Here is a 14,329-nt window from a genome sequence, read left to right on the forward strand (position 1 = left end):
CTAATACTCATCAGTCAGTACGGGCGCCTGTTGCGTGGTGTTATTCTCGGTGATTTCGTACTTGATCGTCAGCTTCGGCGCTAAGCGATGGTCGAACACATCGTCGGAGTGGAAGTGGCTGCGATTGCCACCCAGATCGAGAATGATCCAGCCATAGTTGTCCTGTCCGGCCGCCCATCGACGGACGCTTTCGGTGACGTCCACGGTGTAAGCCTGGGATGCCATCTCAGGGGTGAACTGAGCGGCCGGGTTTTCGGCAAAGTGTTCGTTGGGCAGGCCTCCGTAGCCGAACGACGCCCAAGTGACATTGTCTTCCTGCCATGGAACCAGGATTTCGAACAGACCGACCGGAAACTCCGATTCCGCGTACATTTCGTTCGATGTATGCAGTTGCAGTTGGGCGGAGAGGATCTTCGCGCTGGGAGGAACTTGATGATCGCCGTCGCCAAACAAATCGCTAAACGCCAAGAGCGACCGACTGTGCTCGGGCACACCGGAATCGACAGCCCATTCCTGCGTCAACAGCCAAGGAGATGAATCGAAGTTGATGCCGGAGGTATCTTCCTGGTCGTACGACACATCGGGACTGCTCGCTCTGGCTGACGAGCGAATAAACGTAGCCATGGTTCCCTGGTAACCAGCCAAACCGTCTTGAAAACTATGCTCGCCTCGTTCGCCTGGCAGCTTCTCCTGGTAGGAAGAAACTTCGTCCGACTGCTCTGCAACCGTAATGTCGGGCGACGAGCCATCCGCCCCCAGCGAAATGCGGGCGGTGTATCCGGCCGCCAGCCTCTGTTGTTGCTTGGAGTGCCCCTCTCCTTCCACTGGCACTACGTCCACAACACCTCGTGTGACCCCGACACTGCCGGCCCCCTCCTTGTCCATCTGCACGTTAAACACGGTGCCCAGCACAAGAACATTGGCGTGGCGCGTTCCGACCGAGAAGCCGCGAGAACTCTTGGGTACATCGAAGGCCACGTCGCCGTATTCGAGAATTCCCCTGCGGGCGGAATCGACCACAATCTCGGCCGGCGCGTGGAGCAGGGCTTTGGTGCCCAGAGCAAACTCGATTCGCGCCGAGCCGCTTAATAAGGTAAGCCGCTCGCCCTCTAACAGTTCTCGCCCTAGCGCTTCTTCCGACTTGAAACCCTTCCACTCGCAGTCACGCGCTGCAATGATTCGCGCAACGCACTCCTTTTCTTGCGGCTCAGGCTTGCTGTCCTCGGCGATCGGTTTGGGCGTCGAAAGCGACATGAATACCAGCACGGTGCCAATCACCAACGACGCGGCGATGAGTGATTTGCCGAGAGCCCCGTGCAAGAAACCCCCAATCGGCAGTGTCGGCGCAGTAGCTTGCTGGGTAGAGTGTTCAACCGGCGGGAACGAATTCGAGCCCGCGGCCTTGCGTCCTAGCCACCCGTGGACTTCCACGTAATCGAGATAGTACTTCATGGCAGTGGGGTCGCTTGCCAGCAGCGTCTCGAGACGCTCCATCTGACTGTCCGTTGCGGTTCCTTCGCAGGCAGCACAAACAAGCCGCTGCAGTTCGACGGTAATTCCGCGATCGTCGTTGTGCGAGTCCTTACCCATTGCTCTGATTCGTGTGGAAAAGGCTTACTGAGAATCGGTAGCCAAGTTTTGGTTCATGCACTTCAGCAGCGTGCGTCGCAAGCGATGCAATTGCATGTACAGTGCTTCGAGCGTTACATTCCGATCCGCGGCAATTGTCCGCTTGGTGCGTTTGCCAGCGTAGGCGTCCATCAGCAACTCTCGTTGTTCGTCACGCAACCGGGACAGGCAATGCTCGAGTGCGGTGCGGCGGTGCGAGGAATCGTTGGTGCGGACTTCCATGGCGTCGGCGATCGATTGCAGCAGATCGTCGCTGAAGAAGGTGCGGCCACTGGAGTTCTTGCGGATGAAACTCCGCACCTCGTTGCGGGCAACGGCGAACGCCCAAGGCAAAAACGGCCGTTCGCTGTCGAATCGGTCGATCTTCTCCCACAACACCAGGCACGTTTCCTGGAACACGTCCTCCGCGTCCTGGTGCGCGGGAAGCATCGAGACAATGTAGGCGTAGATCCGGTCGCGGTTCTTCAGCACCTCCGAAAAGTTCGGATTCACCGCCGGTCGATCGGCTCCTGGCTGCTCCTGGCTGTCGGTCATCAAATTCCTCCCCTGAATCTTGCCCATCATCCGCTCTGGGGCTGACTTGGTGCGCAAATGATCATGCGAGGCGTCACCCGCAGTGAACTTTTCTGTAAGCAATAGTCGAGTAGAAGAGAAACCTAACCGGATTTTGCCGGAGAAAAATGCTTGATTCGCCGAAATCCTTCTTTTTCCGTGGTTCCGCCGCCAAAATGCTGATCGAGGAGAGCCGTATTGGCCAAGTGAAGCCCTAGCAAATTAGTCATTTTTTTGTTGGCCCAGAATGCAGAAGTTGCGGACATCCCCAGCAGAAGGATTGTTTTCGTTCGAGGTCGGTAACCTTCAGGAGTGCGGTGAAGGCCCCCGCACCATGCTGGTGTTCGTACAGTTGCTTGAAGACTGCAAAATCGACTTCGTCATTATCGAGGTCTCCGTCTAGATCTCCACGTAAATAAGCTTCGTTTAGCGTCATCGCTGACAAGTCCGCGAGATGTCCCATGCGGAATTTCTCCCAGTCAAGGAAGTCCAGCCTTCCGTCCTCGTTGAGGTCAGCTGGCGCTTCCACCGCCAACTCGATAGTTAGCAGCGGGCGCTCGTTCGCTTCCACTGACTCCGACGAGCCCAAGACCCAACCATCCGCCCCATCTCCGAGTAGAAGCCATCCAAGGTTGCTTTCGCCCGCCACCCACGCGTTAACCGACTAACGTCGAAGTGGCGGGTGCCCACGTCGACTGAACCGGTCCTGAGTTCTGGCGTCTTAGCAGCCTCGGTACCATCTGCAACCACTCCGTCTACTAAGGAATCCCAACTATCGGTGTCGGACCAGTCAACAAGCAGGCGGTGTAACGATGCACCTGTCATCGTTGGCGAGGCTGCTCCCGTGCAGATGGATAGAGTAGCACGAAACACGGTGCCGGGATCCACCTGGCCGGGTCCGTTTCCGAATAGGTCGTCGAATCGGATGAGTGCCTGCTCGCTGTCCTCATCGCCGTCTACCCGCAGGACTGGCGAGCGCGAGAGATTGGCCGTGGGGAGGGTGGACTCGGTACTACTATTTCCGATGTAGGTGTCCTGTGCACCCACGTAAGCGTTGGCGTTCTGGCGGAAGCCAAATCTGATCTTGGCTGGAGCCGGAGAGATGTCGTCGAATCGGGAGGCAAAATTGAAAGGTATAGTGAATTCACTGTCAGAATCCCTCTCAAAGCTATCCAACGTAGGTGAATAAGTCTCAGCGCGGATTTGATTGTTGTCTTCGTCAAACGTCAGTATTCGCAGATAGCCTTCCCCGCCGTTGGATCGCTCTTGATAGTTGACCAACATCTGGTAAACGTCCCTGCCAACTGCATTGGAATCGACAATCAGGTTTTCGTCCTTTTCGGGCGAGTGCCAGTGGCCGTTCACAGCCATGAACACCTGCGGATAGGCGAGGACCAACTCGTCGCGTATTCGCTCGGCGGTGCTGTTGTCGCTATTGCGAGTGTAGGCCTTGTTGGGAATTCCGGACTCTTTGACGTAGGCGTGCGTCGAGATAATGGTAGGCATGGTCGGATGGGTCTTCAGTACTCCTTGCGCCCACTCGAGCGCAGCAGTAGGGACGTCCAACTCCAAATTTAGCACCAAGATCTCGCGGCCAGCGGCCTCGAACGTGCAATAGGTGTTCAGGTTGTTGTCGGATGTCCCACCAAACCACGCTTTGCCCTGGAAATAGGGCGTATGCGGGCCAAACCTGGAGAGATAAGCGTTGGCCGATCCTCGGAGGCTGGTACTATAAACAACGGAATCGTAGTCGTGATTGCCGATAACCGTGCTGAAGGGCACATCTGCGGCGGCCAGTACGTCCATTGCCTCGGTAGCACGGTCCCACTGTACCTCGCTGCTTGCTCCACTCTCGACCAAGTCGCCCACGTGTATGACAAATCGGATGTTGCGTTCTGCTGCTGTTTCGGCGATCCATTGCGTCTGATCGAGAAAGTGTGGGGATCCATTGAGCACGTACTTCTGCGTATCGGGCAGAACGATCACTGACCATGTTTCCGCCACTGACCATGAGTGACAAAGAAATGGAAGCGTTAGAGCAACTATGATTCTAACCATTGGATGACGTTTACTCATGAGTTCTCCTTCGTAATGCTCGATGGGAAGCTGGCTTTAGGCTGGTCGTTCGTAGTTTCCTATACATTTAGATGTAGTTGACCTCCGAACAACCATCGACGCGTTAGTATGGATGTATCGCACCATGGGGCAATCGATCGTTTGCGCATCATGCCGATCGTTGTGCGCAGAGCGAGGACACCAGATAGTCTTGTCGCAATAGGTGAACCCCGCTTCTACCTGTTCGAGCGGGCAAAGGCATGCACCGAATCTGCTAGTCGCCAGACAGTCGGCACCTGATACGCGACCTTAATCTCTTTTCGTGTCCTCGGTGGGGTCTCGCCACGGACGTTCCAATATGATGGACTCCCCGTCGGGAGACACTCGCTGCTCGAACGGTATTTGCTCAGGAAGGTTAACTACAGTAAGAGTGACTGATATGGGACCTGCGTCGGTCGTAAACGCCGAAGGCAGTTGCGATAAGACGAAAGAGCACACATGACGAACCGTCCTGGGGCAATTTCTGGCTCTTCGCAAACCTGCGTCGGCCGTAAACGCGCCGAAAACGCCGGTGCTATTTCAAGATGACTCCTGGCGGCCGAACCTAGACCCACCCCGACCCTGAACACGCGGCACCCTCCCACTGAGACACCTCAGACAAACCAGAAACAGCAAACTAGACCCCAGCAGCACGAGAAGCCATCGACTACGACCGCATCGAAGGTAAGAAGGTTGTTCTGATCGGCGGCGGCGAACTTACCCGGCTGATGATCGACTACCAGGTTGGCGTGGCTTCGAGCAGTACCTACACACTGGTCGACATCTCGCAGGATCTTTTTGATGAGGATGAGAGACGATCGGAAGAGGAGAGGACGGGACGGGGCTGTTGGGGCATCTCCTTGGAGGTGACCCCTACCTCCGTCAGCTTCACTATCTCAATATCTGCGTTAGATGGTCCAACTTCAGCAGGTTCGAGCTTGACACATTCAATAGGCTGCCCAGGCAATCTGCGAATAGATCGGGACGTTATCACGCAAATAGGACGGCCTCTACAGTAGCGATACAGAAATCTTGGACCGCCGCTGCCCGAGTAATTGGGCTGTCACTCTCGCCTTGATTAACTCTCAGGCTGAGTTCTTTTCCCACAGCTCGTTCGACAAGATATCGTCCAGTTCACTTGATTCAAGATTTAATTCCTCAAATGCGATCTGACTCACTAATTCCGCGACAGACATTTCTAGAGGTCCACTACCCGACAGTGGTAGCAGAATTGGACTATCATTACCTTTGATGATGTTGTAGGCGTCATCAAGTTGTCTGACTGCTTGCCTGCGATCAATCAAGCCATCAGTCTCAGCTTGTCGCAGAAGACTGTAGGAGGATCCCCAAGGAGCCCCACTCGCAGGATGACTATCTGAAGGAATCTCCAGCGGTGCCGCGATTGCTGCTCTATAGGCAGCTGCTGTGGACTCCGTCGACATTGCTGGACTTGAATCGGCAGCCAACGCCACTGCAAGTGAATTTTGTTCTGATGCCTCTAGTGGCGGTGGATCAGGTGTCGGCAGGGTTGCTCCCAGGTTGTTGCGCCAGATTGTGTAGTCAGCCAGATTCACTATGCCGTCGCCATTCCCATCGGCTTGCAGTCCAGGCTCGGTCGTTGCGCCAAAATACGCTTTCCAGGTCAGATAGTCCTCGGTGTCTACGACGCCATTGTTGGTGTAGTCACCAGGAAGCTTTACCTCGTTCGATTGCACTTGGATGACCACAGACGCTGGTTCAGAAACCAGTCCTGATTCGTCCGAAATGGTGTATGTAAAGCTATCCTGACCTGTGTACCCATTGTTGGCTTGGTAGGCGACGCCCGCTTTGCTGGATTCCTGTGCCATGACAGTGTCTGGCCAAGAATCCCCAACGGTGTTATCGATCCAGGCCACGTAAGGCGTGTTGGAGGGAAGATCGTTAAACACATGAGTGTTCACGGTTCCCTCGCTAATCAAACCATAGACCTCAAGGTCGGGGACTAGACCAGCCGGTTCAGGAAACTCGTTTTGACCCAACATGATATACAAGACATAGTCACCGTAGTCTGTATGATCACCGACGAAGCTGTAGTCGGGATAGCTGCTCACCAAGAATTCTAGCGTGCCGGAGTCATCCACAACTCCGGCCAAGCCCGAGGCATAGCCATTGCCCACGGGGCTCCCATCGTCATCTGAAATAAAAGTATCGCCCCAGACGACAAGAGTTCCATTTTCGGGATACTCAACAATGTTGATTGACGACCGATCAATCTCACCGGTGCTATCATAGTCGTTGGCAAGAACATCAATGAACGTCTGCTCTTCCAAAATGACCACGATTGTATCATCAGTCGCGATTGGTGGAGAATTGCTCAGCACGGTAATAGTCACGACTGCGATGTTAGACTCGGTGCCTAGTGCATCCTTTACTACGTACTCGAAGAAAACATCGCCGCTAAATTCAGGTTCGGGTATGTAGGTTAAATACCCATACTCTTCAACAAACTGTCCTACAGGCGGAGATGTTATCAATCGGACGGAATCAAAATCGAGATTCAGATTGGGATCGCTGTCGTTTTCTAGCAGATCAATCTCCACCTGTTCTGTGTTGAGCACGGTGGCAAAGTCATCCACGGCGATCGGAAGGGTATTCTCCTGTACATCTAGCGTCACGGTCGCGACGTTTGATACTTCATCGAAGTAATCTCGCACTGTGTAGGTGAAATGGTCCTGTCCTTCAAAGCCGGGGTTAGAAGTATACTGAACCAATCCGGCCTCGATTTGGAGAAAACCACTCTGCGGATGGCTCTCGATGTGAAGAGATCCCCAGTCGATGTTGAGGTCCGGATCTTGGTCGTTGTAAAATAGATATAGTGGCGGACTAGTCCCATCGGTTCCCACCACCAAGTTGAAATAATCGTCTACGGCCACAGGCGCTGTATTCGGCGCTACGTGAATAGTCACCGTCGCCTCGTTCGATATTACACCCAAGCTATCAGCAACTGTGTAGGTAAAGTTCTCGATTCCTGTGAACGTGGTAGCTGGAGTGTAGGTAAGCTGCCCGTATTCCGAGACGACTGCGTCCCCGTACATAGGATGTGTGACAAGCACTATGCTAGAGGAGTCAAGCGCCCCTTCGCTATCCTGGTCGTTAGCCAGAAGCGCAAGAGTGATAGACCCTCCTTCAAGCATCCAACGTTCGTCATCCCCGGCAACTGGAGGTGTATTGCTGATCTCGGTGAGTAACAACTCAATAGGTCCCTGTTCTGGATCGTTGTCGTTCGGGTCTCCGCTATCGACTAGGATGAAATACGTGGTGGCTTGTCCACCGTGAGACACTTGGAACGCCCAACGATCTGCAAGAGGATCATAATGCCGGTTTACGTAAGTTCCGTTTGCATCGAAGACTCTCGGAGATTCATGAATTTGACCACTTGAAGCGGCAATCTCGTAGATGTTATTCGGTTGCACATGTACCCGGAAAACACTCTTGTGCCTAGTCGGCGATATTTCCGCGGCAGATGGAGCGGAGCTATCTGCAATCGGCGAACCCGGCGTGGCTAATGGTGCCGAATCGAAGTCTATCAGACGGAAGGCATAGCTGTCTGCGTTGCCAAGACGACTCTTAATGCGAAGTGTATACATGCCCGACTCAGGAGCTACCCCAATCGAGTATCCATCAACCGCGGGGCTGTAGCGACGGAATTCACTTCCACTCGGAGTAAAGAGCTGAGCATTGAGATAGCCGCCACGACTTGAGAGCGAGTCGAAATAGACTAACTGCCCTGCCGAAAGATCGAAATGGTAGTCTACAACTTCCCCTAAAGATAAGCTGGATTGAACCATTTCTCCTAAGGTATAAGAGTACTGCTCGGGAGTTACTAATTCTGGCTCGAACGATACATCGCTTGGCTCTCCGTCGGCATTGTGTACTATCAGATATATGTTGCCATCCTCAGGTAAATCGATGGCAAACGGATCTGATACAGGTTGGCGAGCATTGAGTGCGTTTCCAAGAGAATCGTAGACTGTCCAGTAAGTGTAGGAATTGGACGAACTGCCGGAGAATGCCAAGCGATCGTCCCGACTACCGTTCCAGACAAAAGCCTTCACTTCATTCGAGCCGATGGTGGTAGAAGTCTGAACTCCCACAGGGAGACTAGCTGAAACTAGGCTGAGGTCGAAAATCCCGAACGTGGTGACATCTTCCACCGTCGCCGACATGCCTTGAATCGAGATAGTAAACGTACCTGTCTCACTTGCCCGAAACACCGCCGTTAGGCTTGCGGATGTAGTCATTACGAGAGTCTCCGACGGCGCCCGAGACTCTAAGAAAAGCTGGCTGCTCGGTGAATCCACTGGAGCGAACAGTAAGAGTTGCCCCTCGATCAGCTCGATTTCATACTCATACTGCTTTAGGGGCTCATCGATGGACGCTATGACAGTTTCGCCAATCTCAATTGCCTGTGTGACAGTCGTAGGGTTATCCAATAATCGGAACTCAACGCTTGCTGGATCAATATTCTCACTAGATACCTTAAGGAGATAGGTGCCTCCTTGAAGAAACACGTCATGCAACCCTTGATCAATTGTCTTCGAATTCCGCTTAAAGAAGCCCCCATCGAGCGACTTCTCGTAGATGGCCCAATTGGTGAGAACCTCAGTTCCATACGGACCACCTAGAGCTGAAGTATAGCTGTCGCTCGTAAAGATGCGGGTTTCACCGGCGGACGCAGTGAATTGGTAGAAGTCCGCCATGCCAAGGGATGACTGTTCGCCGTTTAAGGTCGACGTATAGGTGCCACCTGTCTCAATAGGTGGTGCATCTTCGACATCAAACAGTCGAAACCTGTAGTCAAACGGACCTGCGTAGTCAGACCAGATTCGCAGCTGGTGAGTTCCCGATTCAAGAAGAGAGAATCCATTGGAGTCGTAGTAGGCATATCGACTACCGTAGGAGGGATCGAAGAGATGCTGTCCACTCGGCGAGAGGATTTCCCAGTACAAATTCCAGTCTGTTCCGTCCATGCTGTCGAAGAACAGCGATTGGCCGGCTGTGCCCTCGAACGAGTAGGTCACTCGCTCACCATCACTTTGTATCGCGCCGCCAACTATCTCGCCGATGGAGAAGCTTCCGGCCGCTTCTGTTGTAGACTCCAGGCTTAGTTGAACGGTCCCTAAGTTATCCGCGTACTGATATGCTTCAATGAAGAAAGGCCCGGAGATGGCAGGGTCCACGAAGATGGTCTGACCGGCCCACACACTGGAAGAGTCAAACGCCTGCGTTTCTGAATTGTAGGTAAAGAGCTGGATGTACGGCGCAGCCATACCCGCCGCCGCCTGAACGTCGATTAGAAGTCTTCCATCGTTTGGCTCCTCTAGTCGATTTAGTTCGCCGCTCCAGCCAAGGTTTGACGAGGTTGCATCGACTTCCAGCGTAACAGAAGTACCCAGCGTCAGTAGATCAATGTCACTTGCCTTGACAAACTCGAGGGAGATGTCTTGGGAAGATGACGCATTCTGTGCATCAAAATCGATCGTGTAAATGCCGTCTTCTTCTAAGTGGCTCAAGACAAGTCGATCATAATGGCTAATGTAAGTCCGATCGCCTCCGGGGCTGTTGAGATAGATGCTAGGAACGTCATAGTCATTGACGTCAAACTTGAACGCGACGATATCTCCTGCTGACCCCATGAATCGCCGGTGTTCGGTCAATCCGGGGGCCACTTCAATGATTACTTCGGTGCCTGTCGGCATAGGTTGCTGAATCGCAACCTGCCCCGTAGCGGTTTCAGTGGACGAATCCGCCCCGACTACATAATAGAACGTGTCTTCTTGGTAGTCAGCATGGGGAGTGTAACTCACCGTATCATCTTGGTAGAAGTCTGGGGTCCCGTTGTCATCAATGACGACAGTTCCATGGGTTGCACCACCGGCAGCGATTAGTCTAAGTGGTCCCTCGCCGTCAAAGCCATCGTTTGACAGGACGTCGATCTTAAGGGGATCGACTGACGCCCCCAATGCAACATCGTCAACTGCCACGGGCCCTGGTCGATAGCTTGAATGGACCAAGAAGTTGCTCAAGAGGCCCAGGTGACCTGACAAATGTGTAGCTGTTGAGGCTTCAACTTCCGTCCCAAGACGGGAGTTGATTTCGCTGATGAGGTTGTCGAGATGTTCAACGGCTACCGAGTAGTTTGTCGCTCGAATCGCTTGGGAGACTATTATCAAATCACCTAGTAGTACACCAGAGAAAGCCTCGTCGACTTTTCCTTGTGTAGTTGCTTCTTCCACGAGTGCTGTGACCTCTGCTGTACTCAACAGCAACGATTGAAAGGAAATCAGAAGTTCATACGCGTTTACCAACTGCTCCCGATAGCCGGCGAAGTTATTTGAAGAAATGATCTGTTGTTGCACTTGGTCAATGAAGTCTGCGATATCAAGGAACAAGTTGCCATTCGGAGCTGAGTCGTTTAGTTGGCTCAGCATTCTCGCCTGCTCGGCAGCCATCGCTTGCACGGCCGCTGAGTCGAGAGGTTGCACGGTCTGATTCAATTCGTTTACGCGTATTTCAATCGCTGCCTGCAATTCCTCAATGCTTGAAACGGCCAGGTCTACACTTGCAGCAATTGCCATGACTCTTTGATCACCCGAGGCAAGGCTGGCAATAGATTCTGCGGCCATGCCTTCGAGTCCCAGTTCTAGCTGGTATATTTGCTCGGAAGTGAATCCGAATCCTTGTAGCATTTCTAGCGAGTCAATTGGCAGTCCTACATCGACTAGTCCATCAAATGCAGCCGATGGAATGCCATCGAGTTGGTGCTGAACAATAGATTCTTGAAGAGCCAAAAGACCTGCATTGTTGGCATATGCCAGAGAGGCTTGTCGTGAGAATTGTGAGGCTACAAGCAATTGCTCAGCTTGCCAATATGGATCACCTGCAATCCGCGCTCCATCATGCTTGTCGACCGATCTAGCTGCGGCGACTCTCAGAGAAGCGGCTAACAGTGTGCTGTCGATCACACTTCGGGCAAGTTCGTCTTCAAAGCCGACCGGCAGAGTTGGCTGAATTGGCGTGAGCGCAGCATATTCTGTGAAAACTGGATCAGGGGGGTCTTTGGCATTCTCGTAAGCATCATTTGCATTGATAAGAGCACCGATTCCCCCCGCTATCAAGCTGAGGCCAGTACCTACGAATAGGGGACCCCCACCAAGTAGGACTCCGACTCCCTGAGCGATGCCAAAACTGCCAACCCGATAGTCCCGAGCGAAGTTTTTAAAATAGTCTTGTCGTTGCTTGGGCACCTCAATGGTCTTTCGGACTTGATCACTGACAAAGCCATCATTGTTTTCTACCGTATTGTATCCAGTCGCTCTTAATTCAAATTTGATGGGATGAGTTGGGTTTATCAACTCTCGGGGTATGCCTGAATCCACATGCTGTTGAAAGCTATGTTTGAGGGCGTACAGCTCTATCGCATCTCCCGCGTAAACCCTTATGCCGTTAGCAAAACGCACGATTCCGGCGACGGCTGCAGACTCTACGGCATTGGCAAGGGTCTCAGCTACAGTCGCCGGATTGACTTTCGGGATCCAGTCCCATTGATCGACGACTGTCTGAAGTAAGACCTTACGCTCTTGCAGGGGTGGGACCGATACGGTCAATCTGCCATCCGTTGCAGGGCCTCCTCCAACTATTTGACGGTATGATACCAACTGATCGGTTGAATAGTCTGTGATCTTGTTAAGATGAAGATCAAAAGTATCTGCCCCAAGTGAATTATTCCTAACCACAGCATAAATGCTGTAAGGGTCTTTCCATCTGAGCGTGTCATCAGAGAATTCAATTTCTACCTCGGGGGCTGCAAACCGCTGGATGGAGGCTCCGTTGTCGCTTTCAATAGACTCGTCAATTTCACCACTCTTCTTCGGATCTGTTTGCAGATCCTTGAAGGGGTCTAGGTAGAAAACTAAGTATTTGTAGCCACCCTCTTCCGGGGCAGGAGTGAGATCAGTTAGCGGAACATTGATATCGTAGCTTCCGGGAATCGTGCTGATAGCGATGTCTTTGGCTTTGTACGTAACTTCAGTGAATCCCAAATCTGAGCTGCTGTATGGATCAGGAATGGTTGACCAAAATAAACCGGCTTCAACATCTTCTCCAATCTTACCTTGAACAGTATATGAACCGACTACAGACGGACTGTCTTCGGATACTCTCAGAGATATCACCTCCAAATCGGGCGGAGGCACCCGCTCAACTTTCACTCCAACCTCGATGAAAGTGTGTAGCGTCCCTGCTGCTTCATCGCCGGCATCCCGGTGAAATGGAACGCTGAAATAGCCGCCCTGCCACGTATTCGCTCGTCCAGAAATGTTGAATGTTATCTCAACTGTTTCGCCGATTGGCACCAAGAGAGTAGTCGAATCGGGATTCTCGTAGGCAAGAGTTGAAAACGAGTTACCATATGCCCCGCCGTCGTCTCCTTCGGCTTCATTCGGCTTCGGCGTAGCGGCGCCGGTTTTAATTAGAACGCCGCTGGCATCCTCATAGGAGTAGCTTAAACCGTAAGTCAATCCGGTGTTTCCGATTCCACCACCTACGCGGAAGTAACTATAGAGGGCGGCATCGAGTTCGACGCCCACCTCGGTCCCCTCAACTTCTCCCTCTTCGGGATCGATACGAATAGCCAAAGTGCCCGATACATTGAAACTTCCCTGGCTTCTCTCCCAACGCTCGAGGAATCCTGTTTCGGGATTGACTACGCCACGCAACGCTAGGGGGCCTTCTCCTGCTTCCAGATCCAGTGTGTACGATGCGTCACGTACTCCATCATTGGGAATTTCGGAGAACTGTCCATCGCCACCAGTGGACACACTTGGTAAGGATGTGAACGTGGCAACGGCCAGCATCGCCCTTGTCTCCAGAGGTTCGAACGCGAGAGGGCGGCGCAGTGACAGACGATTTCGAGACATCTTTTCGATACCCCCCACATCCAAGTCTCGATCGAAAGATCGGAAAGACAAGCTAGATTTCACTCGTGCAACTTTACCCCCCACACGGGTCGCCTGCAACCTTTTTCATACCACTTTGGGGGGGCAGAAACAGTCAGGAATGCCTGCGGACAGCAGACCTGCTTCGCGCAAGCCCAATTCTGAGAAGTGTTTGGGGAGAGATTCTGAATTCTGAAGTGCAGTTTGTCCGTAACAGCTAACGCGACACCTTCGAGTTGTGGATTGCCAAATCGAAAGTGCTAGAGACAGTTGCCCGAAGGTCGTATGTGTTGTTGTATCGGTGGCATAGGAGCCTTCGCTGCCCCGCGTAGATTTAGAATCACGTTGCAAACTGTGAAATGCCCATCAATCCCGGGTTGACCTGTGTGGCAGATTTAGCATTCCGCCGAATCACCTGTTAGAGGAGCAAGGCACGAACTAACATCTACCCATCGAGGAATCCGAAAACTGTGCGACCGATCAAGAGAGACAGAGGGGGTCTCGACCTTGCTTCTCTTGTGCGATTCCAAGTCGCTTCGGTTGCATCGTCCGACCGCTGGAAGAGATTTCCCCAGAGTGCAGCGGTATCATTTCTCAAACTAGACCTCTGCAAGTTAGCCTGCTAGCCAACTGCCCGCAGATGGTCCAGCCGACGTCAATTGTGAGTCTTGTAGACTGAAGGCGGTGTAGCAAAAGCCGTAATGTGTTGAGCATGAGACACAGCGCGGGAACTGAGCGAAACGCGTACTATCGTTATCGAGCATGCCGCCGCGGTTTTGCTCCTTGCTTCCATCCGCCTTCGGCGGCAAGAGCGAGAGCGGGGCGACACCCGCCAAGAAAAACGCGCGGCAAGATTTCGCTGTTGATGGACCGTGCCGACCTAGGAAATCGTAGACGAAGTGACCAAGAGTGGGCTGAGCGCTGGTGAGAGTTTGGGCCGTTCGGATCCATTGAGGTTGGTTTATTGCTCGTTGGTGCGAGCTACCTCGATCAGAGAAGCCGAGCGCAGTTGAAAGGAGTTGCATCAGCGGGCTTGAACTCCCACAGCAGATGCGAGTACGGGCGAATTTGTGGGAAGG

The 14,329-nt window shown here is 52.9% G+C and carries 5 protein-coding genes; all 5 read right to left on the reverse strand.

Translation table 11 applies throughout. From position 1 onward, the window contains the following. Window positions 1–1,590, reverse strand: coding sequence for a DNRLRE domain-containing protein (locus tag ACQK2L_RS19115; protein ID WP_425398637.1), 1,590 nt, complete (start codon window positions 1,588–1,590; stop codon window positions 1–3). A gap of 24 nt (window positions 1,591–1,614) precedes the next feature. Then, entirely contained in the window at window positions 1,615–2,163 is a 549-nt protein-coding gene (locus tag ACQK2L_RS19120) for a sigma-70 family RNA polymerase sigma factor (RefSeq protein ID WP_425398638.1), read from the reverse strand. A 244-nt stretch (window positions 2,164–2,407) separates the two neighbouring features. Further along, a complete protein-coding gene (locus ACQK2L_RS19125; protein WP_425398639.1) occupies window positions 2,408–2,752 on the reverse strand; it encodes a hypothetical protein in 345 nt (114 codons plus the stop codon). Then, window positions 2,725–4,167 (reverse strand): metallophosphoesterase, encoded by a 1,443-nt coding sequence (locus ACQK2L_RS19130; RefSeq protein ID WP_425398640.1) that lies wholly within the window; start codon window positions 4,165–4,167, stop codon window positions 2,725–2,727. The genes ACQK2L_RS19125 and ACQK2L_RS19130 overlap by 28 nt, the downstream gene beginning before the upstream one ends. A 1,193-nt stretch (window positions 4,168–5,360) precedes the next feature. Next, on the reverse strand, window positions 5,361–13,169 hold the full coding sequence (locus ACQK2L_RS19135; RefSeq protein ID WP_425398641.1) for an Ig-like domain-containing protein: 7,809 nt from the start codon (window positions 13,167–13,169) through the stop codon (window positions 5,361–5,363). Window positions 13,170–14,329: the final 1,160 nt, after the last annotated feature.

Origin of the sequence: Aeoliella sp., from assembly GCF_965227375.1 — a bacterium.
Lineage (GTDB): Bacteria > Planctomycetota > Planctomycetia > Pirellulales > Lacipirellulaceae > Aeoliella.

Bases quoted from the DNA above. Each gene is read 5' to 3' on its own strand.
- ACQK2L_RS19115 (WP_425398637.1), bottom strand. From the start codon at position 1,590: ATGGGTAAGGACTCGCACAACGACGATCGCGGAATTACCGTCGAACTG.
- ACQK2L_RS19120 (WP_425398638.1), bottom strand. From the start codon at position 2,163: ATGACCGACAGCCAGGAGCAGCCAGGAGCCGATCGACCGGCGGTGAAT.
- ACQK2L_RS19135 (WP_425398641.1), bottom strand. From the start codon at position 13,169: ATGCTGGCCGTTGCCACGTTCACATCCTTACCAAGTGTGTCCACTGGT.